Source organism: Marinitoga sp. 1154, from assembly GCF_013363285.1.
GTDB lineage: Bacteria > Thermotogota > Thermotogae > Petrotogales > Petrotogaceae > Marinitoga.
In genome coordinates, this window is the sequence record NZ_LBFB01000014.1 from 31,816 (window position 1) to 46,586 (window position 14,771).

At 27.5% G+C, this 14,771-nt stretch carries 15 protein-coding genes; 7 read left to right on the forward strand and 8 right to left on the reverse strand.

The genetic code is table 11. The features are described from left to right. Nucleotides 1-47: 47 nt before the first annotated feature. From XO12_RS07465 to XO12_RS07485, 5 genes are read right to left on the reverse strand one after another with little or no spacing between them, the layout of a single operon-like run. A complete protein-coding gene (locus XO12_RS07465; RefSeq protein WP_175420028.1) occupies nucleotides 48-869 on the reverse strand; it encodes a HemK/PrmC family methyltransferase in 822 nt (273 codons plus the stop codon). Then, complete coding sequence (locus XO12_RS07470) at nucleotides 866-1,174, reverse strand: metal-sulfur cluster assembly factor (RefSeq protein ID WP_047266475.1); 309 nt, start codon at nucleotides 1,172-1,174, stop codon at nucleotides 866-868. Before XO12_RS07470 ends, XO12_RS07465 begins: the two co-directional genes overlap by 4 nt. Beyond that, nucleotides 1,155-2,186 (reverse strand): peptidylprolyl isomerase, encoded by a 1,032-nt coding sequence (locus tag XO12_RS07475; RefSeq protein WP_175420029.1) that lies wholly within the window; start codon nucleotides 2,184-2,186, stop codon nucleotides 1,155-1,157. Before XO12_RS07475 ends, XO12_RS07470 begins: the two co-directional genes overlap by 20 nt. Further along, nucleotides 2,183-2,875 (reverse strand): MazG family protein, encoded by a 693-nt coding sequence (locus XO12_RS07480; RefSeq protein ID WP_175420030.1) that lies wholly within the window; start codon nucleotides 2,873-2,875, stop codon nucleotides 2,183-2,185. Before XO12_RS07480 ends, XO12_RS07475 begins: the two co-directional genes overlap by 4 nt. An 11-nt stretch (nucleotides 2,876-2,886) precedes the next feature. Next, the gene (locus XO12_RS07485) at nucleotides 2,887-3,549 is read right to left on the reverse strand and encodes a ribonuclease HII (protein WP_047266477.1); all 663 of its coding nucleotides are present in this window, start codon (nucleotides 3,547-3,549) and stop codon (nucleotides 2,887-2,889) included. Nucleotides 3,550-3,718: 169 nt separating this feature from the next. On the opposite strand from XO12_RS07485, the gene XO12_RS07490 reads away from it, so the two are divergent. From XO12_RS07490 to XO12_RS07500, 3 genes are all read left to right on the forward strand, one after another. Continuing rightward, nucleotides 3,719-4,909, forward strand: a complete 1,191-nt coding sequence (locus tag XO12_RS07490; RefSeq protein WP_175420031.1) for a pyridoxal phosphate-dependent aminotransferase — start codon at nucleotides 3,719-3,721, stop codon at nucleotides 4,907-4,909. An 8-nt stretch (nucleotides 4,910-4,917) separates the two neighbouring features. Further along, nucleotides 4,918-5,550, forward strand: a complete 633-nt coding sequence (locus tag XO12_RS07495) for a class II aldolase/adducin family protein (protein WP_175420032.1) — start codon at nucleotides 4,918-4,920, stop codon at nucleotides 5,548-5,550. A gap of 292 nt (nucleotides 5,551-5,842) precedes the next feature. Then, nucleotides 5,843-7,825 (forward strand): methyl-accepting chemotaxis protein, encoded by a 1,983-nt coding sequence (locus XO12_RS07500; RefSeq protein ID WP_175420033.1) that lies wholly within the window; start codon nucleotides 5,843-5,845, stop codon nucleotides 7,823-7,825. Between the two features lie 109 nt (nucleotides 7,826-7,934). Here XO12_RS07500 and XO12_RS07505 read toward each other — a convergent pair whose 3' ends face one another. Beyond that, the gene (locus XO12_RS07505; RefSeq protein WP_175420034.1) at nucleotides 7,935-8,615 is read right to left on the reverse strand and encodes a YjjG family noncanonical pyrimidine nucleotidase; all 681 of its coding nucleotides are present in this window, start codon (nucleotides 8,613-8,615) and stop codon (nucleotides 7,935-7,937) included. Nucleotides 8,616-8,618: 3 nt separating this feature from the next. Then, nucleotides 8,619-9,212 carry a class I SAM-dependent methyltransferase gene (locus XO12_RS07510; protein ID WP_047266482.1) on the reverse strand — a complete coding sequence of 198 codons (594 nt, stop codon included), beginning with the start codon at nucleotides 9,210-9,212 and terminating at the stop codon, nucleotides 8,619-8,621. A 48-nt stretch (nucleotides 9,213-9,260) separates the two neighbouring features. Between XO12_RS07510 and XO12_RS07515 the strand changes: the two genes are divergently transcribed. Then, nucleotides 9,261-10,007: a hypothetical protein gene (locus XO12_RS07515; RefSeq protein ID WP_047266483.1), complete on the forward strand. Its 747-nt coding sequence runs from the start codon at nucleotides 9,261-9,263 to the stop codon at nucleotides 10,005-10,007. 387 nt (nucleotides 10,008-10,394) lie between these two features. On the opposite strand, the gene XO12_RS07520 is transcribed toward XO12_RS07515, so the two are convergent. Beyond that, the gene (locus XO12_RS07520) at nucleotides 10,395-11,108 is read right to left on the reverse strand and encodes a hypothetical protein (protein ID WP_047266484.1); all 714 of its coding nucleotides are present in this window, start codon (nucleotides 11,106-11,108) and stop codon (nucleotides 10,395-10,397) included. Nucleotides 11,109-11,307: 199 nt separating this feature from the next. Here XO12_RS07520 and XO12_RS07525 point away from each other — a divergent pair, with 199 nt between their 5' ends. The 3 genes from XO12_RS07525 to XO12_RS07535 are packed head-to-tail and all read left to right on the forward strand — an operon-like array spanning nucleotide 11,308 to nucleotide 14,761. Next, on the forward strand, nucleotides 11,308-12,519 hold the full coding sequence (locus tag XO12_RS07525; protein ID WP_047266485.1) for an ABC transporter substrate-binding protein: 1,212 nt from the start codon (nucleotides 11,308-11,310) through the stop codon (nucleotides 12,517-12,519). Between the two features lie 58 nt (nucleotides 12,520-12,577). Next, complete coding sequence (locus XO12_RS07530) at nucleotides 12,578-13,447, forward strand: carbohydrate ABC transporter permease (RefSeq protein ID WP_047266486.1); 870 nt, start codon at nucleotides 12,578-12,580, stop codon at nucleotides 13,445-13,447. Continuing rightward, nucleotides 13,448-14,761 (forward strand): carbohydrate ABC transporter permease, encoded by a 1,314-nt coding sequence (locus XO12_RS07535; protein WP_047266487.1) that lies wholly within the window; start codon nucleotides 13,448-13,450, stop codon nucleotides 14,759-14,761. Nucleotides 14,762-14,771: the final 10 nt, after the last annotated feature.

Sequence of the window (14,771 nt, forward strand, 5' to 3'; positions counted from 1 at the left end):
AAATTCTGGGTATAAATTAGAATTTTCAAAAGACATTTCTAATCCCTCTATGGTAATTTTTCAATAAATCTATTTATCTCAAAAGAATCCGTGTAAACTTTAACTTTTCCAAATTTAGATAATAATAATTTTGTTTTATCAATATTAAATTCGGTAGTTTCAAATAAAAAATGTTTTGATTTTAGAATATTCGGATAAAGGGTTAGTAAATTATAAAAAAAATCCTGGCCGTCATTACCAGCTTCTAAAGCTATTTTTGGCTCAAAATGTAAAGCTTTATTTTGGTAATAAAACTCGCTTTCAACATAAGGTGGATTTGATATTATAAAATCCACCTTATTAATTATATCATATTCCACACTTTCAAAAATATCACTTTTAATAAAAATGATATTAGTATTATGTTTTTTAGCATTTATTTTCGCTACGTCTAAAGCATCTTCAGATATATCACATGCATAAATTTCTATATGAGGTAATTCCTTCTTTAAAACAATAGGGATTATCCCACTTCCAGTTCCAATATCAAGAATATATTTGTAATTATTTTTTTTTATTATATTTATCGCAATTTTAACCAAATCTTCAGTTTCAATCCTTGGTATTAAAACTCTCTCATCAACATAAAAATCATATCCATAAAAAATTACATTATTGGTAATATATTCTATTGGATAATCTTCAAATATTATTTTACTTATTTTTTTCAGTAATTCTCTAGAAATAACGAAATCTTTTTCAATCAAAATATTTGATATATTTATATTTTCAATTTTTGAAATTATTTTAGCAACAAAAAAGAGGGGATTATTAATCCCCTTTTTAATAAATATATTTTTATACCTTTTTATAAACTCTTTTAATGTCATATTCCCAGAATAGTTCTAACTTCATCAGATGCCTTTGATGGATCCCATGGAGGATCAAAAGTTAACTCAACCTTAACGCTCTTAACTCCTTCGATAGATCCAACCTTATTTTTTGCATCTTCTGTAATAAATCCTGCCAATGGGCACATTGGTGTGGTTAATGTCATTAATACATGTACATTATTTTCTTCATCTATATTAACATCATAAATAAGCCCTAAAGAAACAACATCAAAACCAATCTCCATATCATATACATTTTTTAAAGCATTCATAACATCTTCTTTAGTTACCACTTTTTTCATCTCCTTTAAAAAATTTAGAGTTTATAATAATTTCAGAATTATTTTTAAATTTCTCAAATTCTGTGGTTATTAATTTATTAAACAATTGCTTTGCCTTTTCATCTTTAATATTTTCAATAATTTTTTGTTTTGCTTCTTCAAGAGTCATTTGTTTTTTAGGATATTTTTTTTCTATTTTTATTAATGAAAAATAATTTTCATTGTATTTCATCGGCTTCAAAATAGCTCCTGGAAATGAAGTCCTTATGGTATTTACTAAATCATTGTTATTATTTTCAATATCTATTTTAATTTCTGTTGCTTCATTTGAAGATATTTTTTTATTATAAATATCATCAAACATATAATATCCATCAATTATTTTTTGATACGCTAAGGATGCATCATCTGATGTTTTAAAAAACACAAGTTTTAAATCTGCAGATTGTGGAGTATAATATCTATTTTTATTTTTAGAATATTCTGTTTCTATTTCTTTTTCTGAAACATCTACATTACTTAACAAATATTTATATATTTCCGAAATAGCTTTCTGATAAAGTTTCTTATGATAAATATTATATATATATTGCTCTTTGTTTTCAAAACCCTTTGATATTAAATATAACAATATATCATTTTCAGATAAGTTTGATGACAAAAAAATTTCATTTATTTGATTTTTTACATCATTAAAAAGCTGATCTTTATTTAAATTTAACCCTTTAACCTTCTCTGTAAATTGAATAAATAGGATTTCTCCAGCTAATTTATCCAGTACCGATTTTTCATATTTTTGAATAACCATATTCCCTTCTGTTGTTCCAACTAAAATTTTATAAAAATTATTGTTTATATTATTTAAATTTCTTAAAATTTCAACAGTTTTTGACTGAGAGTGAAAATAATTATAATCAATATTTTCTGTATTAATTATCGCTATAGTTGGAGCATTAAGTTCCTTATATTTTACAATACCAAAAGATATAAAAGCTGATACTAAAATCAGAAAAAACAAAATATTTTTTTTCATTTTTTCTCCTCCCTATTTCCCTTATTTTTATAATTTTGTATAAATTCTTTTGATGCCATAAAAAGCAATGAATTTATATTCAAATTATTTTTAACATAAAAATATATCAAATGGGTTAAAAATTGAATATGATATTTTTCATTACTTATTTCATTTTCCAGATTATTTAAATCTTCTTTTATTAACTTAAAAATATCCTGTTTTTCAAAAGGATCAAAATATACAGCTAACGAATTTTCTATTAATCTTCTTAAATTCATCAAAGGTGGCATTCCTGGATTATATTCACCTATCTTTGAAAAGTTTTTCTTTCCCTTTTCTTTTGCTTTTAATTTTTCCCATTGTTCATACGAATATTCCCCAGTATTTTCAAAAACATGCGGATGTCTTCTAACTAATTTTTCATTTAAATTATTTAAAACGTCACTTATATCAAAATTCCCATTTTCCTTTGCTATTTGAGAATGAAAAACAACCTGCAATAAAACATCTCCTAATTCCTCTACAAAATGTTTTTTATCATTACTATCAATTGCATGAATCAATTCATATGCTTCCTCTATTACATAAGGTTTTAAACTTTCATGAGTTTGTTTTCTATCCCATGGACACCCATCCTCAGATCTCAATGTTTCCATAATTTCAAGTAATTTTTCAAAATAATCTTTTGCTAATTTATTATCTTTCATACTATCCCCTTTCACAATATTCCTATTTTCATTAATCTCATATAATTAAATTCGTTTTTATCAAAAGATATTTCATTATCTATTAACAAAGTTCTTATTGGCTTAAATGTAATTCTATAAAAATCTTTTATACCATATTTTTTTATCTTTTCAATATGTTCTTTTGTTGGATATCCCTTATGCTTTTGAAAATTATATTCAGGAAACTCTTTGTCCAATTCAAACATTAATCTATCTCTATAAACCTTCGCTAAAATAGATGCTGCACCAATTATTTTTGATTTTAAATCCCCTTTCACTATACATTCATAATTTTTTATATCAAGCTTAAAATTTTTTCCATCTATAATAATATGCTTATCATATAACTCAAAATCCTTTAAAACTCTTTTAATGCCAAGAGTGGTCGCAGAAAATATATTATATAAGTCTATCTCCTCTGGAGTGGCTAATTTTATAGAATATTTGAAATTATCTATAATTATTTTAAACGCTTCTTCTCTTTTCTTTTCAGACATTTTTTTAGAATCATTTGAAATTTTATTCAGCAAATTCAATTGATCTTCATTTTCAACTAATATTGCACCAACCACCACCGGACCTGCCAGCGGTCCTCTTCCTGCTTCATCCACTCCAATAATTTTACCATATTTTTTTAAATATTCTAAATCCATTCTTTCACTCCTTATTTATATAGCCCGTCCAAAAAATCTAATTTTTATTCATAAAAAATCTAAATCTTAAATATTATCACATATTATTATTACAAAAAAATATGAAAAAAATCCTACCATTTATGATAAAATTAAATATCAGGAAAATTATTTCACAGGAGGGAACAAAATGGATTTTTCAAAAAGAATTCTAAATATGCAAGCATCACCTATCAGAAAATTAATTCCATATGCTGAAGCAGCAAAAAAATCAGGGAAAAAAGTATTACATCTCAATATAGGACAACCAGATTTAGAAACACCAAAAGCTTTTTTTAACTATATTGAAAAACACAAACCGGAAATTGTTGCCTATACACATTCAGCTGGATTATATGAATTAAGAGAAGCTTTTTCAAAATATTATAATGAAAACAATATTCCTTTTTCTCCTGAAGATATTATAATAACAAATGGAGGAAGTGAAGCTATTATATTTGCATTAGCTGCCATTGCTGATCCTGGTGATGAAGTTATTGTAATTGAACCTTTTTATGCAAACTATAGAGGTTTTGCTGAAATGATAAACGTAAAGTTGGTACCCGTTAGAGCTTTGCCTGAAACAGGCTATGCTGTGCCTTCAACTGAAGAGTTTGAAAAAGTTGTATCATCAAAAACTAAAGCTATAATTTTTTCAAATCCTTCAAATCCAACTGGCGCTGTATATTCCAAAGAAGAGTTAAAAAGAATTGTGGATTTCGCTAAAAAATATGATTTATATATCATTTCAGATGAAGTATATAGAGAATTTACATTTGATGGAACAAAACACATTTCTACAATGGCATTCGGAGAATATGATAGAACAATAGTTGTAGATAGCATTTCAAAAAGATACAGCGCATGTGGAGCAAGAGTTGGTGTTTTTGCAACAAAAAATAAAGATTTATATAATCATGTAATAAAAATGGCTCAATCGAGACTATGCCCTCCTATGATTGCACAACTTGGAACAATTGGATTACTTGAAATGGATAAATCATATATAGAAAAAGTATATAAAGAATATGATAAAAGAAGATTGTCTGTTTATAATGAATTATTAAAAATAGACGGAGCTATATTTGAAAAACCAAAAGGAGCATTTTATGTATCTGTAAAACTACCTATAGACAATAGCGAAAAATTTGTTAAATGGATGCTTACAGATTTCAGTATTGATAATACAACAGTAATGGTAGCGCCACTATCAGGCTTTTATGCTACGGAAGGCTCCGGAACCCAAGAAATCAGAATAGCTTATGTATTGGATAGTGAAAAATTAAAATTTGCAACACACATATTGGCCGAAGCTGTAAAAGCTTATAATAACAAAAAGTAGGTGATATTTTGAAAAATGAAATAATAAAAGCAATTGACTATTTAGAAAAAAAAGGACTTATAAAAGGAACATGGGGAAATTTGAGTGTAAAAGTAGATAATAAAATATTTATCACACCATCTGGTGTCCCATACGATATTCTTAAAGAAGAGGATATATCGGTTTTAGATTTTAAAACGGAAAAGCATATAGAAGGATTAAAACCATCAAGTGAAAAAGCCTTACATATAGAAATATACAAAAATTTTCCTGAAATAAAAGCCGTAGTACATACTCATAGTTTATATGCTTCAATATATTCAGCACTTCGTAAAACAGTTCCATGCTATATTGAAGACCAAGCGCAAATAATAGGTGGAGAAATTCCAGTAGCAAATTACAAACTTCCTGGAACTCTGGATTTGGCAATTGAAGCTGTTCGAAAATTCAAATTAGGTGTATATGGAATTTTACTTGCAAATCACGGAATTGTTTCGATTGGCAGAAGTTTAAAAGAAGCTTTAATTGCTGCTGAAATAATTGAAAAAAGTGCTAATATAGCATATCATGTTGAATTAATGGGAAAAGGGCATCCGCTATCTGAAGAAGATATTAAATGGATGAGAAACTTATATATAGCATCTTACAGTAAAAATATATAAAAGTTTGAATTTAAAGTAAATATTTTTTTGCAAAAGAATAAAATATATGGTATAATTTTATTATTACGATGTCTAAAAAGTCAAATTCACTCAGGCAGCTCGATTGCTTATCCTTAAAATTATTCATTCTCAGCCGTCGCATCGATTTTTCATCCATGAAAAAGCTTCACTCAAAAAAACGTCCTGTTTTTTTGACGGCTTACATTCATAATTTTAAGGGCAATCTTCGAGCCTTCGTTTCATTTAAGACTTTTTAGACAACCTATTATTATAAAAAAAAGGGGGTAGTTGTATGAGAAGTTTAAAAACACAAATGATATGGATAATAATTTTGATATCGTTGCTTCCTATGTTTATATTTACAGTTATAAGTACATATCAAAATTATAACAAAACTTACAATAATATTACAGGATATTTAAAGTCTGCTACAAAAAATCGGTCAGAAGTTTTAAAAACCTACTTTAAACCTATTTTTGATATGGCTAATATGTTGTCTGATGATGCTAATGTAAAAGGCGCATATGAAAATAAATTTGATGAACGAACATGGATGTTAAAAAATTTTGATAATATTGTAAAAAAGTACAAGAATTTTAGTGCGGTATACATAGGATTAAAAGATAAATCAATGTTGATGAAACCCGATGCCGAATTACCAGCAGGTTATGATCCAACACAAAGACCATGGTATAAAGCTGCAATGAATAAACCTGGAGAAGTTGTTGTTTCTGAACCATATGCAGATGCAGCGAGCGGGGATATATTAATAACAGTATCTAAAACAGTTAAAAATGATTCTGGAGAAATAATAGGGGTCTTAGGTATAGATTTATCTATTAAGAATTTAGTAGATGCATTTTTGGGAGATCAATTGTTTGAAGAAGAAACTCCATATATAATCAATGAAAAAGGTATAACTTTGATTCATGAAGATTCTGATAAATGGGGAGTAGACGTTAGCTCTATGGAATTTTTCACCAATGCAACTGCCCAAAATGGTGTAGTAGAATATACTTATAATGATGTCACTAAGCTCGCTTTTTACTATAAAATAACTGAATTAGGTTGGACAGTTTACGATGCAATACCAAAATCGGTAATTCAAAATCAGGTATGGAAGCAAACATACATTTATATAATAATATTTGGTATTATAATAATAGCAGCATTTGTAATAGGTATAATGTTTGTAAACAACGTTGTTGTAAAACCTATTTTAATAATGTCTGATGATATGAAAAAAGTTGGAGAAGGAGATTTAAACGTTTCTGTAGATCTTAAATCTTCTAATGAATTAGGAGATTTAGCAAATATAATGAATAAAACTATTTCTTCTTTAAGATTATTAGTAGAAAAGGTGAAAAAATCATCAGAATTATTGATTGAAACATCAGAAGATGTATCCAGTTCTATAGAGAAAAATGTAAAATTAAATGAAAGCATTTATTTAGAAATAGACGAAATTAATTCCAAAATACAAGATGCTTCTTCTTCATTGGAAGAAACAACTGCCGGAGTAGAAGAAATAGCTGCTGCAGCTCAAAGTGTTTCAAAATCCACACAAGAAGTCATGGAAAGTTCCTCTGAAGTATTAGGATTAGCTAAAAATGGAACTAAAAATATAGAAGAGGTAAAAGAAAAGATAAATAATGTAAATGAAAAAGCAAAGGAAAATGCCAAAACAGTAAAATCTTTAGCAAATGAAACAGCAAATATTCAGGAAATTGTTGAAACAATCAATTCAATAACCGAACAAACAAATTTATTGGCATTAAATGCTGCTATTGAAGCCGCAAGAGCTGGAGAAGCTGGAAAAGGTTTTGCTGTTGTTGCTGATGAAATAAGAAAATTGGCTGAAGAATCTAAAAAAGCAACAGAAGAAATTGCCATAATATTAGGCAAAATTCAAGAAAGTGCAAAAGAAGTTGATCTTGAAACCGAAAATGTCGTCAAAAGCATAACAGAAACAAATGAAATGGTATTTGAAATTGCTAATCAATTTGAAAGTATTACAGGAAAAATTGAACAAATTTCTATGATGATTGATAATACTGCAGCATCTGCAGAAGAACAGACGGCTTCAACAGAAGAAATAGCTGCTGCAGTTGATACAGCAAATAAAGCTGTTTTAAGTGTTTCTGAAGATGTAACTAATTTTAGAGATGAAATATCCGAACAAAAAAAGGATTTTGTTAAAGTATCAACAGCAGCTAAAGAATTATCAAAATTAAGTGAAGAATTAGAGAGTTTAATAAAACAATTTAAAATATAACATAAAAAAGAGCGGCAAAGCTGCTCTTTTTTAATTAAATATAATAATAATAAACATTCATTCAAAAAAATTAAATTAACATAAAAAAGAGAAGCTTAGCTCCTCTTTTTTATGTTAGCAATTTTAGTAATTCTATGTAATTAGAAACCTTTTTACAGTTTAGTTCAGAATGATTGTTGTGAGGATCATAAAGAATAAAATCCATACCAGCATTTTTAGCTCCAATATAATCAGAATCAGGATTATCTCCAATATATACTGAACTTTTTATCGAAACGCCTGATAATTTTTCAGCTTCATAAAAAATCAATGGATCAGGTTTTGGCTTTCCAACTTTTTCCGAAGTTAATATAAACTCAAAATATTTTTCTAAATTTAATGCTTTGCTTCTACCCTTCTGTACCTTTTCAACACCATTGGTTATTGCAGCCATTCGTTGATTGAAACTTTTTAATTCTTCTAACAAATCTTTTGCTCTTGGTAAAAAAAATCCTAAATTTGATAAGTTTTCTAAATAAATTTCTGAAGCTTTTTTGAATTCTATAGTTGAATTATAACCTATATTATGGAAAAATTCTTTAAATCTTTCAATAACAATAATTTCTTTAGGATATTTTTTTTCAGAAAACAACTTCCACCATTTTTCATTAATAGGTTTGTAAATTTCCAGGTATTCTTCACATGGTTCAATGGAGAAATACTTTAACGTATTAAACAAAGCTATTTTCTCTGATTTTTCAAAATCCAATATAGTATGGTCTAGATCAAAATAAACAATTTCGTATTTCATATTTTACTCCTTTCTTATAATAAAATAATAAAATGAATTTTTTAAATGTCCATATTCTAAAAGATTAAATTTAGCATATTGAATATATTCAAGTGGTTTTCTAATCATTGAAGAACCGACAATTGGATAAGTTAATATATTTGTTAAATAAAGCAAAAAATCTTTTAAGATATTACCTGTTAACCCATGTTCTACAAATATACCCTTTCCACCGGTTTTTAAAATTTTTTTCACTTTTTCCATAGATTTATATGGATTTTTTACAGAACAAAAAACATCTATTGATAATACCGTATCAAATGTGTTATCATCAAATGGAAGGTTTTCAACACCAGACTTTACAAAGTCTAAAGTTAAATCTTTTCTTTTTTTTGCTTTTTCCTTTGCTATTTCCAGCATCTTTTCGCTTTTATCTATAAGTACAACATGAGAGCCTTCTGGATAATATTTTATATTATTACCAGTTCCAACTGCAAGATCCAGAGTATACCCATTTATTAACGGAACAAATCTTTGCCTGAATTTATCAATGGTATTCTTTTCTAATGGTTCAAGCAACTTATCATAATATTTTGCAAAGAAATCATATCTTGTCATATAATCACCTCAAGACAATTATAACATATTTTTCTATGGAGGGATAGAATGAAAATAGATATATATGGAGCTTTATTTTATGATATATATATATTCGGAGAAAAAGCACATGAAGTTAAAATATTCGAAATGCCAGGAGGGTCAGGTTTTAATATTGCATATACATTATATAAATTAGGGCATAATGTGAAATTCAATTCCTTTATAGGTTATGATAGAAGAGGCAAGCATTTAAGAAGTATTATCCCATTTAAAAATTTAGAGGAAAAAAAGAAAAATACAGCATTGTTTATAAGCAAAAACGAAATACCAGTTGCCATAGAAAGATCAATAAATGATTGTAAGTTTAAAGAATTAAAAAAAGAAGCTGATATAGCTATTATAACTACAGAATTATCTTTAAAAACTTTAGAAAAAATAAACAAATTAAATTATCAGCATATATTTCTCGATATAGGACCAAGACCTTTTATATTAAAACAAGCCATCTCTATATTTAATAATGCATTTATCATCGGAAATGAACAAGAGTGCAGATTCAAAAAATGTAATTTAATAAAATTGGGCATGAAAGGCATACTTTATAATAATAAAAAATATAAAAGTAATGGCAAAAAAGCTATGTATAGTACAGGTTTAGGAGATATTTTTGATGCATTTTTCATTCATTATCTTTTTGAAACTAAATCATATGAAAAAGCAATAATAAATTCTATTAAAAAGACCGAAAAAGTGCTTGATATTCCCGGTCCTTATAACAAGATTAATCATATTTTTTTCAAAAGCACACCTTAGATGTTACACGCTTACAGCGGGTTATAGGATTAAAAATTAGATTTTAATTAAAAAAACTTTTGAGCTACCGCTCACCTACGGTGGGTTACTGGTTTAAAAAATTGGATTTTAATAAAAACAACCTTTGAGCTATCGCTCCCTTACAGCAGGTAATTGGAAAAAATAAGTTTTATTATAGGCGGTCTAAAAAGTCTCAAATGAAACGAAGGCTCGAAGATTGCCCTTAAAATTATGAATGGAAGCCGTCAAAAAAACAGGATGTTTTTTTGAGTGAAGCTTTTTCATGGATGAAAAATCGATGCGACGGTTGAGAATGAATAATTTTAAGGATAATCGCTGCCTGAGTGAATTCGACTTTTTAGACATCGTAATTTATATACTATGCCCTTAACATAAACTTTTAAGTGAAAAAATTGTGGAATAATCGTTCATTGTGTAGAATTTTTCAAATGATAAGTTTTTAATTTTCAAATTTATTTTTATGTTGAATTTTATTGTTTCTATAGCACTTTTTATTTTCTTAAGTTCTTCAATAGAATAATCAACAGGTTTATAATACCCTAAAGTAATATGTGGGATTAAAATTTTATTTAAAGGAAAAATATTTTCAATTTTATTATATATATTCATTAATAATAAATAATCTTTTTTATTCGCTGGAATAAATTGAATACCTATAGCAGAACCTCCATGAAATAAACCGATAGATTTAAAAGATATAATTTCGTTTTTCAAAACGCAAAAGTTTTCAATAAATATTTTTTTTATATTTTTTTCTGTTTCTTTCATACACTTTACAACATTTTTATACGTAAAAGAATTACATAAATCATGAATAGTTATATGAAATGTATCAGCATTCAAAGGTGAAGCTAATATTTCTCCAACCTTTGAATATAAAATTTTCTGAATTTCCTTTATAATTTTAATATCATTTTGTTCTATAAATATCAAAATAGTATTTCCTATAAATCTAATATATTTACCCTCTGAATTTACCTTCAATTTAATCCCATCTATAATTTGCCAGTTTTTTATTAATTTATCCAATAATATTTTATTAATGCTTTCCTGATATTTAATATATTCTGTATAGTCCATAAGCAATCCTCCTTTGTAAGGATTTTAACATATTTTAAGAATTATGTACACCTCTAAAAACATGAATAAATTGTTAATATCAAACTATAAAAAGTTGTTATTGATTGTAAATGGTTATAATACTATTTGAAAGCGGTTTCATAAAATGGTAGTATACAATAGAGGCTAAATGCCTGAATTTTATAAAGGGGGGAAAGGTATGAAAAAGATTTTAGTAACATTATTGATAGTTTCTCTTATGATTATAGGTTTTAGTGTTGAAACGTTGGTAGTATCTTCAAGATTGTGGACTCCGCCAACAGAGAAAGAGTTTATAATTAACGAAATTATTAAACCTTTTGAAGATATGTATGGTGTAAAAGTAAAATTCCAAACTATGGATGATCAAAGTATTTTGGATCAAATTGATGTTCAAAGAAAAACAAATAATGTTACAACAGATGTAATAATTTTATATGCATCAAATATGCCAAAAGCTGTAGATAGAGATTACGTTTATGATTTAACACCTTTTATTAAAAAATGGAATGATAGAACATTCTCAAAAGGTTTCGACTCAATGACAGTATTTAATGGTCACAGGTATTTTCTACCAGTTGGTGCTGATGTATATTTAACTTTAATTAACAAAAAAGCTTTAAAATATAAACCAGAATATATAGATGTAGAAAATATAACCTGGGAACAATTAGCAGAATGGGCAAATTTAGTGGCAAGAGCAGAAGGCGAAGGGAAATTTGCAGTTACTGGTGTTCCAATGAAATCTCTTATATATCAAATAGGAGCAATAGCATTATCTTATGGTGCTGATTGGCCAAATTTGGATACACCAGGTTCAATGGCTGCATGGTATTTATTGTACAAAATGAAAGATGCATTTTCACCAGCAATAAAAACTTATGATGATACAAGACCACCTATGAAAAGGGAAGAAACCTGGATGACAGTTGCTCATTCAGCTCGTGTAGGAGAGGTATTTAAAAGTAATCCAACCCAATTTATCGTAGCCCCAGTTCCTAAAGGACCAGCAGGAAGAGGTTCAGTTGCAGGAACAAGTGGATTTGCAATTGTAAAAGGTACAAAACATTTTGATTTAGCATTAAAATTTTTAGAATATATGACAAGACCTGATGTAATGTTAAAAGCAAGTAAAGGTACGGGTGGATTTATACCGCCAGTTGACGAAGCTATTGAATATCTGGGAAATAACCCGGAAGATCTTATAATAAAAAATGCAGTTAAAGTTTTAAATGAAGGCGTATTAGCTTATATCGAACCTATATGGAAAGATTGGGGACAGGTAAAATTAGTTTATGATGATTTATTCAAAAAAATGATTTTAGAAGACAAAAAATTTGAGCCGGATTTAATGGAAATATACCAATTTAAAATTGATGCTATGAGAAAATAATTAATAATTTTTTAGTGGGGCGTTCTAAGAGCGCCCCTTTAATAAAGGGGTGATTCTTTTGAAAAAAGCTTTAGAAAAAAAATGGATTCCCTATATTTTGATTGCTCCAACTATCATATTTTATATTGTTTTCTGGGTAAGACCTGTTTTAACTGCAATAATATATAGTTTTTTTGACGAAAATAATATATTTACTCTAAATAATTATATTACTATTTTTAAAGATCCATTTTTTAATCAGGCTATAACAAATACAAGCATTTTTGTTTTGATTTCGGTAACTTTAGAATTCATAGTTGCCTTTTTATTAGCTTTAATAATAAACAAAAAATTTTTTGGTTCCCAGGTTTTATTATCAATAGCACTTATTCCTATGGCTTTACCAGCAGTAGCCGTAGGCGCAATGTGGTCAAGTGGTTTTGCATCATATGGATGGGTAAACAGTATTTTATATCATCTTGGTATTATAGATGCAAACCAAAAAATAGTTTTTTTAGCTGGAAGTGATTTTCAATCTTTAATGTTAATTATTTTAATTGATGCATGGCAGGTTATACCATTTATGATGGTTATACTTTTAGCTGGATTACAAAATATTCCTAAAGAATCGATTGAAGCAGGATATATTTTTGGAGGTACAAAATTCACTGTTTTAAGAAAAATTACTATGCCAATGTTAAAATCAAGTATTCAAACCGCATTAATATTAAGAATAATATCTGCAATTCAAGTATGGTTAATAATAGTAATGATATATGGTTACAGAAGAATTCCTGTACTTCTGGAAGAAGTTGTTTTTTATAAAGAGCAAGTGCTGGGGTTTTACAGGGTAGCTCTTGCCTATTCTGTCATAGTATCAGTTGTAGTTTCTGCTGTTTCAATAATTTATTTGAAAGTTTCAGGTGCCTTCGAGAAGGAGGGAATTTAAATGAATTCAAAACAATCATATAAAAAGATCCTTTCAACTACTATATTTTATATAATTATTGCAGGAATTATAATGATTATAATAACCCCAATATATTTTTTATTTACAATCTCACTTATGTCAGACCAGGAAGCGTATGATTGGCCTACAAGACTGGTTCCTTCTTTTTTTAATTATTTTCGACTTGAATTATCAAAACCTAAATTATCAGAAAATGATAAGTATATTATAAGTATATACAGCCCGGTAAAAAAGAAATATATTACACTACTTGAAACAAATGATTTTGCCAAATTACAAACATTTATAAGAAGAAAAACGAACAGCCTGATAAAAAAAGAAAATTTTGATAAACAATTAAAAAAATTAAAAGATCTCTCAGAAAAAAATCCTGAAAAGCTAGAAAAAGTTTTATCTGAAAGAATTAATTTAAATAAAAAGCTGAACATTTTAAATGTAGAAATTGGAAGATTAATGGAAAAAATTGATATGGCAGAAAAAATCGGTGGAATGGATGAATTAATTAAGCAGTTAAAAAATGAGATTGAAATTAAAAATAATGAAATAAATAAAACGGAAAAATTACTGAAAGAAAATGAAAAAATTTTTGACAAATTAGGAACTGTACATTTTACAATATCAAAAAAATTATTGGATAATTATATTACATTTTTTAGAGTTACAAGCGATGCTATTCCTGCTTTAATAAGAAGTATAGAAGTGGCCTTCCTTACAGTTTTAATTTCTTTAACTATTGGTGGAATGGCTGGATATGCTTTTGCAAGATACTATTTTAAAGGAAAAAATTTATTGAAATTAAGCGTACTATTTGTCAGAATGTTTCCAGGAATTTCTATAGCAATGCCTATGGTAATTATTTTAATAAACATGGGATTTTATGATAAACCTATTGGATTATCATTAGTATATTCAGTTGGACAAATAGGAATGACAATATGGATTACAGCAAGTATATTTATGGGAATTTCTGTCGAATTGGAAGAAGCAGCTATGGTATTTGGGACATCACGATTTGGAGCATTTATGAAAATAACCTTACCTCTGGCTTTACCAGGATTGGCAGCAAGCGCTATGTATGCTTTTATTGGCAGTTGGGCGGAAACTGCTCAGGCCATCGTTTTAACCCAATTTAATCCTACATTTCCGGTAGTTGTTTATCAAACACTTGTCGGAGCAAAAGGATTAATAAATTTAAGCGCCGCAGGTGGAGTATCGTTAGCTTTACCAGCAATCATCTTTACATTGATTATTAGAAAATATATACTTCAAATGTGGGGCGGAGTTAGAGTATAAAAATATAAGG

Excerpts from the sequence above, each read along its gene's own strand:
- XO12_RS07465 (WP_175420028.1), bottom strand. The coding sequence starts at position 869 with ATGACATTAAAAGAGTTTATAAAAAGGTATAAAAATATATTTATTAAA.
- XO12_RS07470 (WP_047266475.1), bottom strand. The coding sequence starts at position 1,174 with ATGAAAAAAGTGGTAACTAAAGAAGATGTTATGAATGCTTTAAAAAAT.
- XO12_RS07475 (WP_175420029.1), bottom strand. The coding sequence starts at position 2,186 with ATGAAAAAAAATATTTTGTTTTTTCTGATTTTAGTATCAGCTTTTATA.
- XO12_RS07480 (WP_175420030.1), bottom strand. The coding sequence starts at position 2,875 with ATGAAAGATAATAAATTAGCAAAAGATTATTTTGAAAAATTACTTGAA.
- XO12_RS07485 (WP_047266477.1), bottom strand. The coding sequence starts at position 3,549 with ATGGATTTAGAATATTTAAAAAAATATGGTAAAATTATTGGAGTGGAT.
- XO12_RS07490 (WP_175420031.1), top strand. The coding sequence starts at position 3,719 with ATGGATTTTTCAAAAAGAATTCTAAATATGCAAGCATCACCTATCAGA.
- XO12_RS07500 (WP_175420033.1), top strand. The coding sequence starts at position 5,843 with ATGAGAAGTTTAAAAACACAAATGATATGGATAATAATTTTGATATCG.
- XO12_RS07505 (WP_175420034.1), bottom strand. The coding sequence starts at position 8,615 with ATGAAATACGAAATTGTTTATTTTGATCTAGACCATACTATATTGGAT.
- XO12_RS07510 (WP_047266482.1), bottom strand. The coding sequence starts at position 9,212 with ATGACAAGATATGATTTCTTTGCAAAATATTATGATAAGTTGCTTGAA.
- XO12_RS07515 (WP_047266483.1), top strand. The coding sequence starts at position 9,261 with ATGAAAATAGATATATATGGAGCTTTATTTTATGATATATATATATTC.
- XO12_RS07520 (WP_047266484.1), bottom strand. The coding sequence starts at position 11,108 with ATGGACTATACAGAATATATTAAATATCAGGAAAGCATTAATAAAATA.
- XO12_RS07525 (WP_047266485.1), top strand. The coding sequence starts at position 11,308 with ATGAAAAAGATTTTAGTAACATTATTGATAGTTTCTCTTATGATTATA.
- XO12_RS07535 (WP_047266487.1), top strand. The coding sequence starts at position 13,448 with ATGAATTCAAAACAATCATATAAAAAGATCCTTTCAACTACTATATTT.